The organism is Methylobacterium indicum, from assembly GCF_001043895.1.
Classification (GTDB): domain Bacteria; phylum Pseudomonadota; class Alphaproteobacteria; order Rhizobiales; family Beijerinckiaceae; genus Methylobacterium; species Methylobacterium indicum.
Genome location: NZ_JTHF01000034.1, coordinates 27004 through 44265 on the forward strand (window position 1 = coordinate 27004; position 17262 = coordinate 44265).

The 17262-nt window shown below is 70.0% G+C and carries 16 protein-coding genes; 1 reads left to right on the top strand and 15 read right to left on the bottom strand.

The features are described 5' to 3' along the window. Window positions 1–7 precede the first annotated feature (7 nt). The 12 genes from QR78_RS04580 to QR78_RS04630 form a co-directional block, all read right to left on the bottom strand. Entirely contained in the window at window positions 8–661 is a 654-nt protein-coding gene (locus QR78_RS04580) for a class II aldolase/adducin family protein (RefSeq protein ID WP_048426323.1), read from the bottom strand. Further along, complete coding sequence (locus QR78_RS04585) at window positions 654–1985, bottom strand: NTP/NDP exchange transporter (protein ID WP_048426324.1); 1332 nt, start codon at window positions 1983–1985, stop codon at window positions 654–656. Before QR78_RS04585 ends, QR78_RS04580 begins: the two co-directional genes overlap by 8 nt. Further along, window positions 1982–2710, bottom strand: a complete 729-nt coding sequence (locus tag QR78_RS04590; protein ID WP_048426325.1) for an NADPH-dependent F420 reductase — start codon at window positions 2708–2710, stop codon at window positions 1982–1984. Before QR78_RS04590 ends, QR78_RS04585 begins: the two co-directional genes overlap by 4 nt. Next, on the bottom strand, window positions 2700–3620 hold the full coding sequence (locus QR78_RS04595) for an aldo/keto reductase (protein ID WP_048426326.1): 921 nt from the start codon (window positions 3618–3620) through the stop codon (window positions 2700–2702). Before QR78_RS04595 ends, QR78_RS04590 begins: the two co-directional genes overlap by 11 nt. A gap of 91 nt (window positions 3621–3711) precedes the next feature. Continuing rightward, window positions 3712–4374 (bottom strand): OmpA family protein, encoded by a 663-nt coding sequence (locus QR78_RS04600; RefSeq protein WP_048426327.1) that lies wholly within the window; start codon window positions 4372–4374, stop codon window positions 3712–3714. A 35-nt stretch (window positions 4375–4409) separates the two neighbouring features. Then, entirely contained in the window at window positions 4410–5147 is a 738-nt protein-coding gene (locus tag QR78_RS33840) for a hypothetical protein (RefSeq protein ID WP_125901090.1), read from the bottom strand. Continuing rightward, window positions 5147–5716 (bottom strand): hypothetical protein, encoded by a 570-nt coding sequence (locus QR78_RS04605; protein ID WP_125901088.1) that lies wholly within the window; start codon window positions 5714–5716, stop codon window positions 5147–5149. Before QR78_RS04605 ends, QR78_RS33840 begins: the two co-directional genes overlap by 1 nt. Next, entirely contained in the window at window positions 5713–6717 is a 1005-nt protein-coding gene (locus QR78_RS04610) for a hypothetical protein (RefSeq protein ID WP_048426329.1), read from the bottom strand. The genes QR78_RS04605 and QR78_RS04610 overlap by 4 nt, the downstream gene beginning before the upstream one ends. A gap of 9 nt (window positions 6718–6726) precedes the next feature. Continuing rightward, entirely contained in the window at window positions 6727–7302 is a 576-nt protein-coding gene (locus QR78_RS04615; protein ID WP_048426330.1) for a hypothetical protein, read from the bottom strand. After that, window positions 7302–7850: a hypothetical protein gene (locus QR78_RS04620; RefSeq protein ID WP_125901086.1), complete on the bottom strand. Its 549-nt coding sequence runs from the start codon at window positions 7848–7850 to the stop codon at window positions 7302–7304. The genes QR78_RS04615 and QR78_RS04620 overlap by 1 nt, the downstream gene beginning before the upstream one ends. A 157-nt stretch (window positions 7851–8007) precedes the next feature. Further along, window positions 8008–9234 carry a cytochrome P450 gene (locus QR78_RS04625; protein ID WP_048426332.1) on the bottom strand — a complete coding sequence of 409 codons (1227 nt, stop codon included), beginning with the start codon at window positions 9232–9234 and terminating at the stop codon, window positions 8008–8010. Between the two features lie 4 nt (window positions 9235–9238). After that, window positions 9239–10450, bottom strand: a complete 1212-nt coding sequence (locus QR78_RS04630) for an ABC transporter substrate-binding protein (protein ID WP_048426333.1) — start codon at window positions 10448–10450, stop codon at window positions 9239–9241. 376 nt (window positions 10451–10826) lie between these two features. Here QR78_RS04630 and QR78_RS04635 point away from each other — a divergent pair, with 376 nt between their 5' ends. Continuing rightward, a complete protein-coding gene (locus QR78_RS04635; RefSeq protein WP_053220794.1) occupies window positions 10827–13193 on the top strand; it encodes an EAL domain-containing protein in 2367 nt (788 codons plus the stop codon). Between the two features lie 75 nt (window positions 13194–13268). On the opposite strand, the gene QR78_RS04640 is transcribed toward QR78_RS04635, so the two are convergent. The 3 genes from QR78_RS04640 to QR78_RS36580 form a co-directional block, all read right to left on the bottom strand. After that, the gene (locus tag QR78_RS04640; RefSeq protein ID WP_048426334.1) at window positions 13269–14024 is read right to left on the bottom strand and encodes a 2-keto-4-pentenoate hydratase; all 756 of its coding nucleotides are present in this window, start codon (window positions 14022–14024) and stop codon (window positions 13269–13271) included. A 10-nt stretch (window positions 14025–14034) separates the two neighbouring features. Continuing rightward, a complete protein-coding gene (locus QR78_RS04645) occupies window positions 14035–15612 on the bottom strand; it encodes a gamma-glutamyltransferase family protein (protein WP_048426335.1) in 1578 nt (525 codons plus the stop codon). A gap of 340 nt (window positions 15613–15952) precedes the next feature. Next, window positions 15953–16807 carry an adenylyl-sulfate kinase gene (locus QR78_RS36580; RefSeq protein ID WP_342027900.1) on the bottom strand — a complete coding sequence of 285 codons (855 nt, stop codon included), beginning with the start codon at window positions 16805–16807 and terminating at the stop codon, window positions 15953–15955. Between the last annotated feature and the right edge of the window lie 455 nt (window positions 16808–17262).

Sequence of the window (17262 nt, forward strand, 5' to 3'; positions counted from 1 at the left end):
AGGGTGGCTACCCCGCCTTCGGCCGTGGCCCGTAGGACTTGAACCGCTCCATCGCCTCCGCCACCTCGGCCTCGCTGAGGATGTGCGGCCGTCCGACCTGGAGCGCCACGGCGTATTGCCGGCACAGGGTTTCCAGTTCCACGGCGAGCCACAGGGCCTTGGCCAGATTCGGCCCGGTGGCGATCATGCCGTGATTGGCGAGGAGGCAGCAGGTGCGGTCCTGAAGCGCCTCCAGCGCCCGCTGCGACAGCTCCTCGGTGCCGAACAGGGCGTAGCCGCCGCAGCGCACGGTCGGCCCGCCGGCGGCGGCGATCATGTAATGGGCCGCCGGGATGTCCTTGCGGCACATCGCGAAGGCGGTGCAGTAGGTCGGGTGGGCGTGGACGATCGCGTGGACGTCGGGGCGGGCCCGCAGGATGTCGCGGTGGAAGCGCCATTCGGAGGAGGGCGCGAGGGCATGGTCGGCCCGGCCGTCCATCGTCATCGGCACGATGTCGTCGGGCGTCATCTCCTCGTAGGGCAGGCCCGACGGGGTGATGAGCAGGCCGTCGCCGAACCGCGCCGAGACGTTGCCGGCGGTGCCCTGGTTCAGGCCCTGGTCGGCCATGCTGCGGCAGGTCGCGACGATGCCGGCACGCAAGCTCGCTTCGGTCTCAGCCATTCCCCGTCTCCTGCGGCTCCCTCCCGTCAGCCATAGAATCTTGCCGGCGCCCGAGCCAGAGGCCGTTGACGAGCCAGGCGAGGGACAGGGGCACCGCCACGACCGAGAGCGCGGTGGCGCTCAGGCCGAGCCAGGCCACGAGGGTATAGGACCAGGCGCCGACCTGGTCGCCGAGGCGGTAGACCACCGTGTCGATGAAGGCCTTGGCCTTGTAGCGGTCCTCCCGCGGCAGCACCGTGAACAAAACCTCGCGCACCGGCCGGGCGATGGCGAAGTTGCCGGCCCGGCGCAGCACCCCGAACACCACCACGCTGGCGATGGTGGGCGCGACCGCGAGCAGCCCGAAGCCCAGCGCGCTGACGAGGGGCAGGATCGCCAGGGTGAGCCCGACGCCGAGCCGCTTCACGATGCGCCCGGTGAGGAAGAGCTGGATGCCGAGCGTCAGCACGTTCACCGCGAGGTCGACGCTGGCGAAGAACGCCGTCTGCGCGCCGCGATCCGGGAAGCTGCGCTTCGCGATGCCGGCCTGCTCGAAGTAGAGGAAGGTCGAGGTGATCGAGAACAGGAGCAGGAACAGGCAGATGCCGAGCAGGTAGGGCGAGGCGAGGACCCGGCTGATGCCGGCGAACGGGCTGCCGCCGATGGCTTGCGTCGCCGCCCCCGGCTCGCGCGACAGGGCATCCGAGATCCGCGACAGGCCCCGCATGCTGAAGACCGCCACTTCGAGGAGCACCGCTGCCGCAAGCAGCAGGCAGGGGATGGGAACGTCGCGCGCCAGCACCGCGGTGACGGCCGAGCCCGTGATGGCCCCGAGCGTGGCGCCCGCCGCGATGAAGCCGAACAGCCGCTTGCCCTGCTCGGTGTCGAACACGTCGACGATCGTCGCCCAGAAGATCGAGACCACGAACAGGTTGAAGATCGACAGCCAGACGAAGAACACCCGGCCGATCCACACCGCCTCCTCGGGCCCGCTGCGATACAGCACCACCGCGAAGACCAGGATGTTGGCGGCAAAGAAGCGGTAGGTGATCGGGATGAAGCGGGAGCGCGGCAGCTTGCGCACCAGCCAGCCGAACGGCACGTTGAGCACCAGCATGCCGACGAGGGTCGCGGTGAACAGCCAGGGCAGGTTCTCGAGCCCGCCGGCCAGCCCCATCTGGTCGCGGATCGGCCGCATCACGTAGTAGGACGAGAGCAGGGCGAAGATGTAGAGCCAGGCCCAGCCGAGAGCCGGCACCTCCTCCGGCCGCACATCGGTGAGGCGCCGGAGCCAGGCCGGCACCTTGAGGCCGGCCTGCGCCGCCTGCGCGGTATCAGGCGTCATTCGGCGATCCCGAAGGCCTTGCGCGCCTCGGGCCCGGTGGCGTCCCGCTGGAAGCCCGGGCTGCCCATCTGGAATTTTTTGGCCGCGTCGAGGCCGCCGACCACCACCGGCTCGAAGCCGGCATCGCGCACGAGGGTCGACGCAACGCTCAGCGCCTGCTTGTCGTCGCCCGCGATCGGCACCGCCATCGGCGCGCCGCTGCGATGGGCGTTCTGGGCGAAGAGCCGGTAATTCGCGGCGTTGAAGGCCCGCACCAGCCGGGCGCCCGGAAGATACTTGGCCGAGGTGGCGCCGATGCCGGCGCTCTCGGCCTCCGCCGCGAGGTCGCCGTCTCGGGCCTTGGTGGCGTTGCCGGCATCCAGCACGACCTTGCCCTTCAGGGCCGCGCCGTAGGTCTTGCCCAGCTCCGGATAGGCCTTGTACGGCACCGCGATCAGCACCGCGTCGCCGAAGGCGAGGGCCTGCTCGACGGTGCCGGCCTTGGCGAGCGGCCCGAGCTTTTCCACCAGCGGCTTCAGGTCCTCCGGATGGCGAGAGGCGAACATCACCGGATGGCCGGCCTTGACCCACAGGCCGCCGATGGTCCCGCCGATATTGCCGCCGCCGATCACCGCGATCGGGGTCTTGGCGTCTTGGGTCTTGGCCTCCTGCGCGAGAGCGGGGGTAGCCGTCGACACCAGGGCGAGCGCCCCGGCGAGCAGCAGCGTGCGGCGATCACAGGCCATCGATGAACTCCTCCATCTTGCGGCGTTGGGCGGCGTCCGGCAGGCGACCGCGGGCGGCGCCGAGATTGTCCTCGGCGTAGCGGACCTGCGCCGTGCCCGGCACCGGGCAGGTCACCGCCTCGTGCGACAGGACGTATTTGAGAAAGAATTGCGGCCAGGTCTTGCAGTCGAACTCGGCGGCGAAGGGCGGCAGGTCGCGGCCGCGGACCAGGGTGAACAGCCGCTCGCGCCCGAACGGCACGTTGACCATGACGGCGATGCCGCGCTCCTTCGCCAAGGGCAGGATGCGCTCGGCCGCCTTGCGGGCATCGACCGCGTAATTGACCTGGATCACGTCGAGTTTTTCGGCCTTCATCAGCGCTTCGAGGTCGCCGTACTGCCCCTCGGCCCAGGTCGTGGCGCCGAGATAGCGGATGCGCTGCTTGTCCTTGAGTTCGCGCAGGAGCGGCAGCTGCGCCTGCGGGTCGATCAGGTTGTGGATTGCGATCAGGTCGATCCGGTCGGTGCCCAGCCGGCGGAACGATTGCGCGATCTGCGCCTCTCCCGCCTCGCGCCCCCGTGCGGCCACCTTGCTGCACAGGAAGACCTTTTCGCGAAGTCCGGTCTCCTTGAGGATCCGGCCCAGCACCTCCTCGGCCCGGCCGTAATCGGGCGCGGTGTCGATCACCGTGCCGCCGAGGCTCGCGAACTTCGCCACCGTCTCGCGCAGCGGCGCGACCGCGTCGGAATCCGGCGCCACGTCGTAGCGCCGCGAGGTGCCGATGCCGATCGCCGGTACGGTCTCGCCGGTCGAGGGGATCGGGCGGCGGATCAGGCCGTCCCCTTGTGCCAGGAGCCGGCCGGGGAGGAGCCCGGCTGCCAGGGAACCGGCGAAGGAGCCGGCCAGCACGGCGCGGCGGTGGAGCTTCATGCGGCGTCTCCTCGGTCGACCTGCCCGGCACGAGCTAGGGCATCGACCGTGCTACGCCATGCCCGCCCCGGACACGACCGCTTGAGGTCACTCAGGTCAGGGGGGCGATGAAGACGTCGACGCGCCGGTTGAGGCGGCGCGTCGCCTCCGCGCTGTCGACCCGCACCGGCTCGGTCGCCCCCTTGCCCTCCCGCCGGATTCGACTCGCGGCGACGCCGCGCTGTGCCAGGAAGCCGGCGACGGCGGCGGCCCGCTGTCCCGACAGGCCGGCCGGCTCCTCGGCCGAGCTGTGGCCGATCACGTCGACGCGGTTGCGCTGAAAGCGTGCCAGGATCAGGCCCACCGCCCGCAGCTTGCGCGCCGCCTCGGGGCTCGGGGCGGCACTGTTCTGCGCGAAGCGGATGCCGTCGCCGATCTCCAGAACCACGTTCAACCCCCGCGGCGTCGCCTTGACGCCGACGGCCTCGAACTCCTTGAGCAGGCCGGCCTCGAACCGGTCCATGGCGAAGCCCGCAAGAACGCCGTTGAGCCCGACCGTCACGGCCCCGTTGACGGCCTCCTGCGCGACGTTGCGCCCGTTCGTCACCGCGCCCAAGGCCCCGAGCGCCGCCCCGGTCGCCGCGCCGGTCAGCCCCTGGGTCACGGTGTTCGGCACCTTGTCCTGTCGGGTGGCGGGGTCCTTCGTCATGCAGCCCGTGCCGGTGAGGCCGAGGAGGAGGGCGGCCGTGGCGTTGCGCAGGGCGGGCGGGAGCATGGTGTGGGATCCTTGTGGTGGGAGAGCCGAGGGCGTCAGCGGGGGCAGGCCCCGTCGGTGAGATGTCCGAGTTGTGAGAATGACGGATCGGAGAAGACCGCGGGGGCCTCGGGGCAGACCTTGGCGCGCCAGGCGCCACGGGCGTTGTTGGCCTCGGGACCTGCGAGGCCGGCGAGCCATGAATAGGACTCGGCATAGCAGCGGCGCAGGCGCAGCTGATCGGAAATGTCCCGACGCTTATCGAGGGGGAGTGATTGACCGAGGCCGATCGGGCAGGTGATGTCTCTCGTCACGATGCGCCCTGCCGAGAGCGCAATATTGGTGCAGAGATACTCCGACGCCGCGCAGGAAAATTCCGACACGCAAGATTCCAAATTTTCGTAAAATCCGCCGTCGCTATTGAAAGCGCGGCATGCATTTTTGGGATTATTATTATCTTCTATTTTTGCTTCTTCATTTTTATTATATTCACTACCAATTTTGTTTTTGTGGGAATATATCTCTTCTCTGGCCGTTTGTTTAATTTTTTCTTGCTTCGGTATCTTCTCTGATTCTGATTTGATCATCGAATATGATATGATTAAACTAGCGGAGAATATTGATAATATAAATATAACGAATTTTATGTTGCTGACCGCTTTTTCTGATTGTTTATTTTCCTTCCATTTTTGGATAGATCCGTTGTAGTCGACAAAAAATTTGAAAACTCCAAATATAAAGCTCGCGATCCCAGCCGCTGCTGGGATCGCAGACAGAAGGAAGCCGTAGTCCATCAGGAGCAGGCCTCACCCGTCAGCTCCGGAAAGTCCCGCCTTATCCGACAACGGATGTCCCGGGTGGCCCGACCGAGCCGGTCGCGATCGGTCACCACGGCATCGCGCTGGTTGGCGAGAGAGCAGGTCGGGACTGCGTGCGGGATCCAGGCCGCAACCTGGCGGTTGGCGGCGCGGATTCGGGCGAGGACCGTGCGAGCCTGGACGCGGCAGCTCGCCTGCTCGGCCGAGCCGAGCCGGTCGAGGCGGGCGGCGATGTCCTGCTCCATCGTCGTGCCGGTGTAGTAGCGCGCGGCGGCGAGGTCGCAGGCATCGACGTGGGTGACGACGTCGAACCAGCCGGAGACCACGACCTGGGCCGCCTCGGCCTCGGGCCCCCGGCAGGCCTCGAACAGGGCGGTCCCGGCGGAGGCCCGCGCCGCAGGCGTGAAGGTCGCGCCGAGGTCTTCCGGGCGGATCGGTGCCGGTGCGCTGGTGGCGGTGCAACCGGCAAGCCCCAGCAGAGCGGGCGCCAGGAGGCGCAGGATGCCGGGCGGATGCCGCCTGGGGACCGTCGGGGGAGCCGTCATGGCCACACCCGCGCGAGGCCGGCGGCCTGAGCGAGGATCCGCGGCACCGCCAGCGCGGGGTCGGCCGGATCGTAGCTGCGGACCTGCAGCCGGCGCTTGGGATCGAACAGCAGCATCGCGTCGGCCTCGGGCCGGATGCGCGCCCGGCAGCGCGCCGCGCCGTCCTCCTCCGCCTTGTCGCGCCGGGGTGTTTCGCCTGCGTCCTGCCCGGATGCCTGCGCCGCCAGACACTCGTCCAGCCGCTTCTGCGAATCGTCGAGAACGAACAGGAGTGGCCCCTCGCCGCCTGCCGCGGCACGGCGAACGGCCGTACGGTCGCCCTCACGCAGGGTCGCCAGATCGACGTAGAGCGCGAGGCGCGGTCGCGGCGGCCGCGGCGTCGGCACGAGCCCCCGTTCGAGGAGGGCATCGGCCCGGGGCAGCGGCAGCGCGAACTCGGCCCGCGACCAGGCCAGGCTCTTGGCGCGACCGTCCGCCCAGAGGTCGTAGGCCAGCACCGTTCTGCTGCCGTCGATCCACTGGCCGACGAGGTCTCCCGTCGAGCGCGGCGCGACCGGCTGAAGGGCTCGTTCGGCGCTGCGAGCGACCAGGGGAGCGACGTAGCGGCGCCAGACCGCGGCGGTGAGAGCGGGAATGCCGTTCTCGACGCCTTTGCCGGCTTCGGCTTGCCGGATCGCATCGAGGGAGCGGAATACGCCGACGAGAAGGTTGGCCTCGGCCAGGCCGATGCCGCCGCCCTCTGCGTCACCTCTGGCGACCTCGTCGAGGGCCGCCGTCACCGCCTCACGCTGGGCGAGTGCATTCCGGCGCTCGGGTGACGCAGCGTCGGCGTAGGCGCGCCGCAAGGCCGTCGCCAGCGGGGCTTCGCGGCGGGGGCTCGACACCGCCTCGGCGAGCGACCGGTCGATGGCCAGCAGCTCCGCCGCCATGCAGGGCCGGACCGCGAGGCTGGCCGTCATGATGCCGTAGCCGATGAGCTGGATCAGATGGCCTGTTCGCATCGCTCGATCCTAGAATCGGGTATTCTTGAAGTTTTGAATCTGATCGCCCATTTCGCGGGTCGTTCGTCTGAGATTCTGCTCGGTTTGAAAGATGTTCTGCTCATTGCTGGTTCGGCCGCTCTCCACCTCGAGGCGGCCGCGCTCGGCTTTAATGAGGCTGACGTCACGCGAGATGGTCTCGGCCAAGGCGGAGAGCTTGCGGATCGATTCATCGAAGCCGGGCCTGTCGGCTTCGCAGCGTTGCACGGGCGGCATGAGGCGCGCTGCGAACGGGTTGTTGTCCCTCCGCATCGCCTCATATTCACGCCTGCGCTCGAAGCAGTTGGTTTCGTATGCTCTGAAGCTTTCGCGATATTCCGTCATATTATTGGTGATGATATCGAAATATTCTACGATTGTTTTCGCGTCCCTCAGGCTGTCTTTGATCTTGCCGATCTCCGCCTTCAGCGTCGTCAACCGCTGTTCGATGAAGGCAGCTCGATCGCTGAGCGGGGTGGGCTGAGCCATCGCCCCACCGCCCGCCATCGCGCCGAGCAGGGTTCCGACCACGAACAGACGGCACACCGTCCGGCGACAAAGAGACATCACGGCCGCAACTCCTTGGCGGGGCTCGAATCGGAAGGACAGTTCGCGGTCGCGCGGGCCTGCGCGGCCTCGGCGGCCGCGCGGTCGCGTGCGATCTCGGCGAGGCGGGTCCGGCACAGGGCGGTCACGGCCTCGGCGTCGGAGGAGGCGCCGCAGCGTGCCTGGGCGGAGGCGGCGAGGTGGTCGAGATCCGCGATCTGGGCGTCGAGCGCGGCGGCGCGGGCGCGCAGGGTGCGGCAGGAGGGGCGGTTGCCGGCGAATTCCGCCAGGTTCAGGCGGATCGAGAAGATCTTGTCGTCGATGTCGCGCAGCAGACCCCGGATCTCGGCCTCGGTGGCGGTCCGCTCGGCCTGCTGGCGCGCCCGCTCGTTCTCCGAGCGCTCGATCCGGTCCATCAGGTCCCGGCGCGAGCCGCCGCCCGTGAGGCCGTCCATGATCGTGCCGATCGGACTGTCGCCCTCCGCAGCGGGGGCGGCGCTCGCGGCGAGGAGCGCGAGGCCGAGAGCGGCCAAGCGCAGCCGGCCGCCCGGTCCGGACGTGCATGACATCGTGCGACGACCCAAGGTTCGTGAGAGCGAGCTTACGGCTCAGCTTGGGCGTAGCATCGATTGGGTGTGGAATAATAGAGCGACAAATGGAAAGCTGTTTTGCCGCCGGATCGACTTTGCGGATCTGATCGGGGATTGGGAAAGCTCTCGTCCCGGCTCACCCCAGCCGCGCCGGCAACCGCGAAAATCCCCGGAAGCGCACCCTCTGCGAACGCTCCGGCACTCCGTCGAGGCGGTAATCCGGAAAGCGCGCGAGGAAGCGACCGAGCGCGATCCGGCCCTCGAGCCGCGCCACCGCCATGCCGACGCATTGATGAATGCCGCTGGCGAAGGCGAGGTGGCGGTTGGGGTCGCGGGCGACGTCGAACCGATCGGGGTCGGGGAACTGCGCCGGGTCGCGGTTGGCGGCACCGATGCCGAGCGTGATCTGGGTGCCGGCCGGATAGTCCCGGCCGTCGATGGCGAAGGGCGTGGCGGCGACGCGGTTGCCGAGCTGGTTCGAGCTCTCGAAGCGCAGGATCTCTTCCACGCCCTTTCGCATCAGGTCCGGCTCGGCGAGGAGCCGCGCCCGCGCCCCGGGCTGCTCGGCGAGGAGATGGAGCCCGTTGCCGATCAGGTTGGTGGTGGTCTCGTGGCCGGCATTGAGGATGAAGATGCAGTTCTGGAGCAATTCTTCCGGCGACAGCCGCTCGCCCCCGACCTCGCCCTGGATCAACCGGGTGAGGATGTCCTTGTCCGGATCGCCCGGGTGCCGGCGCCGGTCGGCGACGAGGCGTTCGAGATAGGCCAGGAACGCGGTCACCGCCCGGTTGCCGGCGGCCTCGATCTCCGGCGTGAGCACCGGTTCGAGGGCGCCGAGGATCGCCAGCGACCAGTCCCGCAGGGGCCCGCGCTCGTCCCGCGGCACGCCGAGCAGGTTGCCGATCACCTCGACGGGGATCGCGGCGGCGAAATCCTCGATCAGGTCGATCCGGCCCCGCACCTCGGCCGCGTCGAGGAGAGTGTCCACCAGGGCGACGATGCCGGGCTCCATTGCGGCGACCGCCCGGGGCGTCAGCGCGCCCGCGATGATGCGCCGGACCCGGGTGTGGCGCGGCGGATCGTTGAAGACGAGGCTCGTGGTGTGGTGCCGGTAGAGCGGGGAGGGCACCTCCCCAGTCGTGAACTTGGCCCCGAACTCGACGGTCTTGTCCGAGCTGAAGGTCGCGGCGTCCTTGTAGACCCGCTCCAGGTCGGCGTAGCGCGTGAGCAGGATCTGCCCGTCACCGAATTCGTGGACCGGGGCGTGCGCGCGGAGCGCGGCGTAGAACGGGTAGGGGTTCGCGATGAACCCCTCCGGCAGGCGCCGCAGATCGAAGCCTTCGGCGAGGGCGGCATCACCCATCGTTCTACCCGCGCTCCTTCGGGGCGCAGGCCGGGTTCATCGGCAGGAAGGCCTCCCCCTGCGGGATGGTGCGCAAAACCTCGTAGAGGTCCCACGGGCCCTTCGAGGCTGCGGGATCCTTCGCCCGGTACAAAACGGGATCGTAGAGGAGGCGCCCGTCGGCCCGCAAGGTCGCGGGGTGGTCGAAGAACGCCACCGGCAGGGACCGCATGGCGGCGTTCGCGGCCACCGCCTCGTCGGTGCCGGCCTTGTCGATCGCCTTCAGGTAGTGGGTCACGGCGGCATAGATCAGCGCCTGGTTCTTCGTCGGCATCGCGCCGGTGCGCTCCTGGAAGCGCTTGGCGAAGGCCCGGGCGGCGTCGTTCTGGTCCCAGTAGAAGGCCGACGAGAAGGTCAGGCCGCGCGCCACCGGCAGGCCGAGGCCCTTGATGTCGGTGACGTAGACGAGGAAGCCCGTCAGCGTCTGGCGCCCGCCGGTCAGGCCGAACTCGTCGGCCTGCTTGACCGCCTTGGTGAAGTCGTCGCCCACGCTGGCGAAGGCCACCACGTCCGCCCCCGAGCTCTGCGCCTGGAGCAGGAAGGACGAGTAGTCGGCGGTGTTGATCGGGTGGCGCGAGGTGCCCACCACCTTGCCGCCGAGCGATTCGACGACGGTGGTGGCCTCCTTCTGCAAGGCATGGCCGAAGGCGTGGTCGACGGTGATGAAGTACCAGGACTTGCCGCCGCGCTCGAACACCGCCCGCGCCGTGCCGGCGGTGAGCGCGTGGGTGTCGTCGGTCCAGTGCGAGCTGACCGGGGAGCAGGTCTTGGCAGTGAGGTCGGAGGTCGCCGCCGCGGTGATCATCACCGTGCGGTTCTTCTCCTTGGCCACCGCCTGGACGGCGAGCGCGATCGCCGTCACCGGCAGGTCGACGATGGCGTCGACCTTGTCGACGTCGTACCAGCGCCGGGCGAGGCTCGAGGCGACGTCGGGCTTGTTCTGGTGGTCGGCCGAGACGATCTCGACCGGCTTGCCCCGTACCGTCCCGCCGAAATCCTTGGCCGCCATCTCGGCCGCCGCCACCGAGCCGCGCCCGCCGCTATCGGCGTAGGGCCCCGAGAGGTCGGTGAGCACCCCGATCCGCACCACGTCGTCGGAGATCTGCGCCGCGGCCGGTCCCGCGAGCGCCGCCAGCATCAGGGCGGCCGCGCACAGGCCTGTGGTGAAACGGATCATCGTGGGCTCCTCCCGGGCGCCCGCGTCGTTCCCGCGCGTGGTCGCCCTCTTGTCGTCGCTTCAGCCTTCACAGCCGATCCGCGCTCGGCTGGCAAGGGGGATTGGCGAGGGAGGCTTGCAAGGCGGACTTGCAAGGCGGATTTGCAAGGGAGAGATCCGATCGGCGCCGCAACCCCGTGGTGCCGGTCCCGCACCGTCGTTCCTGTCTCTGCGGCAACACGTGCAGTGTTCGACAGTGAAAGACGGCGTCAATCAGGTCATGCGACGGTGACGTCCGATAGAGCGCAGGGCCCCGTCGGAGCCGGTTCGGGCGGGGCCCGGGCTGTATCGGGCACTGGGACGGACGGTGCCGCGCGGAGAATCCGGGGTCGACAGCATGCAGAAGCCCAAGCCGAGCATCGGCCTCCTCGCCGACCTGCTCGACGGCCTCGACATCGGCCTGTGCGCCTTCGATGCCGACGACCGCGTCGTAGGCTGGAACGAGACCTTCCTGTATCTCTTTCCCGAGCATGACGGCTTCGTCCATCTCGGCGAGCATTACGGCGAGAACCTGCGGCGCTTCTACCGCACCCGCCTGACCTCGGACGAAGTCCGCTACGTCGACGAGTACGTCGCCAGCGGGATCGCCCGCCACCAGGCCCAGAGCCGGCCGTTCGAGTTCGAGCATCGCGGATCCTGGCTGCGCGTCGCCGCCCACACCATCCCGGGGCTGGGCCGGGTCCGGCTGTGGCGCCGCATCACCCAGGAGGCACCCGGCGCCCGCCCGGCCGAGGACGGCGGTACGCCGGACGGGATCGCGGCGGCGAATGCCGACGGGCGCATCGTCTCGGCCAACCGGCAGTTCGGCCAGCTCTACGGCGTGGCCCCGGGCGAGGTGGTGGGCCTGACCCTGGAGGCGGTGGTGGCGCTCGCCTGGCAGGGCACCTACGGCGACGCGCCGCCCCAGCTCCTGGCGCATGTCCGCGAGGCGCAGCTCTTCGCGGGCGCGCCGTTCGAGGTGCCGCTGCCCGGCGAGCGCTGGATCCGGGTGATCGAGCACGCCCGCGAGGACGGGCGGACCAGTGCGCATTTCGACATCACGACGCTGAAGCGCGAGCAGGCGACGCTCCGGGCCGCCGAGGCCGAGGCGCGCCGCAGCGCGAGCCACCTGCGCGGCATCATCGAGCGGATGCCCGCCGGCATGCTGGTGGTCGATGCCGCCGGCACCCTGATCGAGGCCAACCGCGCCTTCCGGCAGGCCGTCGGCCGCGAGGCCGCCGATCTCGTCGGCCGGCCGCTCGCCGTCCTCGGCCTGGCCGAGGAAGCCGGGCTCCTCGACCGGCTCCTGACGGGGGCGGGCGAGGCCGGTGAGCCGGCGATCTGCGAGATGCGCTTTCCGCGCGCCGACGGCGGCACGATGTGGGCCCAGGTCTCGGCGGTGCGCCTCCACCTGCCGCCCGATTCCGCCTCGATCCTGCTCCAGGTCGAGGACATCACCGCCCGGCGCGAGGCGGAGCGGCGGATCATCCACATGGCGGGTCACGACGCGCTCACCGACCTGCCGAACCGCACCCTGTTCCGCGCACGGCTCGACGCGCGGCTCGGCGTCGGAGCCCCCTGCGCGATCCTGTGGCTCGACCTCGACCGATTCAAGGTGGTCAACGACACCCTGGGTCACGCCGCCGGCGACACCCTCCTGTGCGAGGTCGGACGCCGCATGAGCGCGGTCCTGCGCCCCGGGGATACCCTGGCACGGCTCGGCGGCGACGAGTTCGCCGTGCTCCTCTCCGGGGGCGACCCCGTCGTGGCGACGCAGGCCGCGTCCCGCCTCGTCGAGGCGATGCAGGCGCCGATCCGGGTCGCCGACCGGCCGATGCATGTCGGAGTCAGCATCGGCGTGGTGCTCGCCCCCGGCCACGGCGAGGACGCCGATACCCTGATGGCCCGGGCCGACCGGGCCCTCTACAGCGCCAAGGCCGCCGGCCGCAGCACCTTCCGGCTCTACGATCCGGCGATGGACGAAGCGGCGGCCGAACGGCGCGGCCTCGAACTCGACCTGCGCCTCGGCCTCGATCGCGGCGAGTTCGTGCTGCACTACCAGCCGATCGTCACCACGGCCGAGCGGCGCACCGTCTGCCGCGAGGCCCTGGTGCGCTGGCATCACCCGACCCGCGGTCTCGTGTCGCCCGGGGCGTTCATCCCCCTCGCCGAGGAGACCGGCCTGATCGAGCGCCTCGGCGCCTGGATCCTGCGCCAGGCCTGCCGCGACGCGGCGACCTGGACCGACGGCGCCCGCGTCGCCGTCAACGTCTCGGCCGCCCAGGTCCGGCACGGCCCCTTGATCGCCGCGATCCAGGCCGCCTTGCACGAGTCGGGCCTCGGTTCCGACCGGCTCGAGATCGAGATCACCGAGAGCCTGCTCGTCGACGGCGAGGCCGTCGACCTGCTCCTCGCGCTGCGCCGGCTCGGCTTGCGGATCGCGCTCGACGATTTCGGCACCGGCTACTCGTCCCTGAGCTACCTGCGCCGCTTCCCCTTCGACGCGATCAAGATCGACCGCTCCTTCATCGCCGACATCGCCAATCCCGACACCGCCGCGATCGTGCGCGCGGTGGTCGGCATCGCCGTCCAACTCGGGGCGACGGTCACCGCCGAGGGCGTCGAGACCGAGGACCAGCTCGCGGCGGCCCGGCGGGAGGGGTGCACGGAGATGCAGGGCTACCTGTTCGGGCGGCCGGCGCCTTTGGAGGCGGCGGCCGCCTGACGAGGCGCACCGTCGAGGAGCGTACGATGGTCCCAGGTCGGCGGCCCCATGATCGGAGCGGTCACCCCGGGACGCTCACGCGATCGCCAGCGCCACGCTCCCCAGCCCCGGAAACTCCGCCACGATCCGCGTCGGCGCGGTCACGAAATCCGTGCCGGTGCACGAGCCGGTGGTGACGACCTGACCCGCCTTGATCCCGCCGAGGGAGCGGGCCCCCTCGTTGGCGAGCCAGACCAGCAGCCGCACCGGATCGACCGCCGAGTTGCCGCCGACGTGATCGTGCAGGACGCTCCCGTCGATCGTGAGCCGCACCGGCTGGGTCACCGGGTCGAGGCTGCGCCAGTCCGTCAGGCCCGGGCCGATCACCAGGACGCCGTGGTTCTGCTGGTCGGCGCGCTGGCTGTGGGCATCCACCGCGCCGAAGACCGTGAAGCGGGTATCCGCGATTTCGATCGCCGGATGCATCGTGGCGACCGCCGCCAGCACCGCCTCCCGGTCGTAGGGGCCGGCTTCCGGCGGCAGGTCGCGGCCGAACCGGTAGGCGATCTCGGCCTCCGCCCCGATGACGTGGAACAGCGAGGCCGGCAGCTCGTCCGTCTCGACGAAGATCGTGTCGGCGTGGAGGAACGCCCGGGCCGGCGTGGCGGTGGGGCCGGGCGCCCCCACCTTCCAGCCGGCCACCGGCCCGAGGGTTTTCGCGATGGCGTCCTGCACCGCGTAGGCCTCCGCCTCGCTGCCGGGCCGCGCTCCCTCCGGCAGCGCGTCGAGGCGCGTCCCCGTGCGGCGGGCGTCCACGAGGGCGCGAGCCGCGGCGTCGATGTCGATGGGCATGGGGGCCTCCTCAATAACCGAGCGCGCTGCCGTCCTTGCGCGGGTCCGAGCCCGCGGCGAGCACCCCGCGTTCCCGGTCGATCCAGATGATCTGGCCGCCGCCGATCGGGCCGGAGGCCGGGATGGTGCGGTGGCCGCGCGCTTCGAGCCCGGACACGATGCCCTCCGCGAAACCCGGCTCCATCTCGATCCCGCCGCCATAGGCGAAGCTGCGGGGGGCATCGAGCGCCTCCTGCACGTCGAGGCCGCGGTCGATGATGCCGGTCAGCAGTTCCACGTGGCCCATCGCCTGGTAATGCCCGCCCATCACGCCGAACGGCGCCACCGTCTCGCCGTCCCGCATCAGCAGGCCCGGGATGATGGTGTGCATCGGGCGCTTGCGTGGGCCGATCGTGTTCGGGTGGCCCGGATCGATGCGGAAGGACAGGCCGCGATTGTGCAGCAGAACCCCGCTCTCCGGCGCGGTGATGCCGCTGCCGAAGCCCTGGAAGATCGAGTTGATCAGCGAGAGCGCGTTGCCGTCCCGGTCGACCACGCTGAGATAGACCGTGTCCTTGTGCAGGAGTTCCGGCCAGATCACCGGCTCCTGGGCGCGCCCCATGTCGATCGCGCCGTGGGCACTCGCCCGCCAGGCCTCGGAGAGCAGATGCTCCACCGGCACCCGGTTGAGGACCGGATCGGCGAAGAGCGCGTCGCGGTGGTGATAGGCCTGCTTGCAGGCTTCCGCGAAGAGATGGACCCGGTCGAGCTCGGACAACGCCGCGATGTCGTAATGCGACAGCACGTTGAGCATCATCAGCACGGCGAGGCCCTGGCCGCTCGGCGGACACTCGTAGACGTCGTAGCCGCGGTAGCGCGTCGTCACCGGCGTGACGATTTCGGGCGCGGCCTCGGCGAAGTCGTCGAGGGTGTGCAGGCCCCCCAGCGCGCGCAGGCGGGTCACGATATCCTCGGCGACCGCTCCCTCGTAGAAACCGCGCGGGCCCTCGGCCGCGATGCGCTTGAGCGTGGCGGCGAGCTTCGGGTGGCGCATGATCGTGCCGACGCGCGGCGCCCGGCCCTCGATCAGGTAGGTCGCGGCCGAGGCCGGATCGCCGGCGACGCGCTCGACGCTGCGCGACCAGTCGAGGGCGACGCGCGGCTGCACCGGATAGCCGTCCTCGGCGTAGCGGATCGCCGGCTGCAGCACCTCGCCGAGGCTGCGGGTGCCGTGATCCCGAAGGAGCTTCCCCCAGGCGGCGACCGCTCCCGGTACCGTGACGGCGTGAGGCGAGGTGGGCTCGAGGGCGATGCCCCGCTCCAGGTACCAGGCATCGTGCGCCGCCGCCGGGCTGCGGCCCGAGCCGTTGAGCGCGATCGGCGCCTTGGCGCCCTTCGGCGCGTAGAGGGCGAAGCAATCGCCCCCGATCCCGGTCATCAGCGGATCGACCACGCATTGCACCGCCACCGCGGCGATGCCGGCATCGACCGCGTTGCCGCCCGAGCGCAGCACCTCGATCGCCGCGAGGGTCGAGAGCGGATGGGACGTCGCCACGGCGGCGTTGGCGGCATAGACGGGCGAACGCCCGGGCCTCGAGAAATCCCTCACCGAACGGTTCCTTCCTGGTTCGCTTCTCTGTCTTGCGCACGGACCCGCCGTATCGGCGGGCCGGGATGGCGGCACGGGACCGGACCGCGGCGTCGGCCCGGCCGCGACGAATGGCCGTCCGGGACGGGCAATCCGGGACCAGGCGCGTCCGTCGCGCATCGCTGCATTCGATGCGGTGATCCCGAACCCGTCGCGGGTCAAGCAGGCTCTGACACGTCATCCGCCGATCCACCACCGGTCAGGCGCGCAGGCCTGTCGAGCTAGCACCATCCATGCCAGGACGATGGTCCCTGCGGCATGACGCGAGCCGGAGGGCCCTGCGTCCCGGACCGGTTCCGTGCTATGGGGCTGTCAGCGCGGGACCGGCTCGGGAGAGTCGGAAGCGCCCCGGCGGCGACCGGTCCGCCGCATCGAGACAAGGTTCCAGGGTTACGCCATGCAGGCTGAGATCCCCATGCGCCGCGTGACGGCGATCCGCTGCTACCCCTCCGGCGAGCGCGACGATCCCGATCAGCGGGTGCTCAACGTGCTCGAATGCGGCCACGTCGTCAGCTTCGAGGGCGCGAACGCGGTTTCGGCCCTCCTCGCCAAGCGCCAACTCTGCCTCAAATGCGCGGAGGAGGCCAAGGCCGAGGAATCGTCTCCCGCCGTCTGAATTCCCCGGCATGAGGCCCGGGCGGTCGTCCTCGCGAGCCCGACCGGAGCTTCCCCTGCTCGCAGGGTTTTGCGGATCAGGCGCCGGAGGCGATGACCCTCCGACGCGGCAACTCATCGAGAACCTGACCCACGAGGGTCTCGACGTCATGCACGGTCGTCCGGAGGTGCAGGTCGGGCGAGTCCGGCGCCTCGTAGGGCGGGAAATTTTGATGAAGTTTGGGATCTGCCCGGCGAAGGCGCGGGCATAGAGCCCCTCGGGATCGCGTCTGCGGCATTCCTCGATCGGCGCGTCGACGACGATGTCCAGGATCTCGCTCGGTCCGACGAGTTCGCGGGCCAGGATCCGCTCGCGCCGGAACGGCCAGATCAGCGAGCGGATCACGATCAAGCCGGCGTCCAGCCCCAGCTTGGCGGCTTCGGCGGTCCTGCGGACGTTCTCGACCCGGTCGGCACCCGTGAAGCCGAGATCGTTGTTGAGCCCGGACCGCAGGTTGTCGCCGTCGAGCAGCAGGGTGTGGCGGCCCTGCTGCCACACCATGCTGCTCGACCCGGTTGGCGATCGTCGACTTGCCGGCTCCGGACAGCCCGGTCATCCAGAGGATCAGTGGCGCCTGATTTTTTTGGCCGCAGCCCAGGTTCGCTTGTCGAGCGTGAGGGTGGGCCGCTGCCCGGCTGGAGTGCCGGAAGACCGGGTCAGAGCGTCATCGAGCGAGCCTGTCCTGCCCACCGCATTCTTCCGCGACCGAGGGTCGGGCCACTCGGCCATGCGGCCTGATCTGTTCGCCGGATGGGACCGTTCTCTGGAAGCTGCGGATGCTCGCCAGGAGTATCACGGTTTGATCGACGAAGCGGCGCCAGCTCAGAGGCTCGCCTTCGACGCCCGCCAGCAGGGGAGGGGACCCCGACCGGCACTCCTGTCGCCGAACCTTCATGAAACCGGTTGACGGGCCGAATCGGCGGGCCTATATGACGACCCATCGGCGCCGGCCGCGA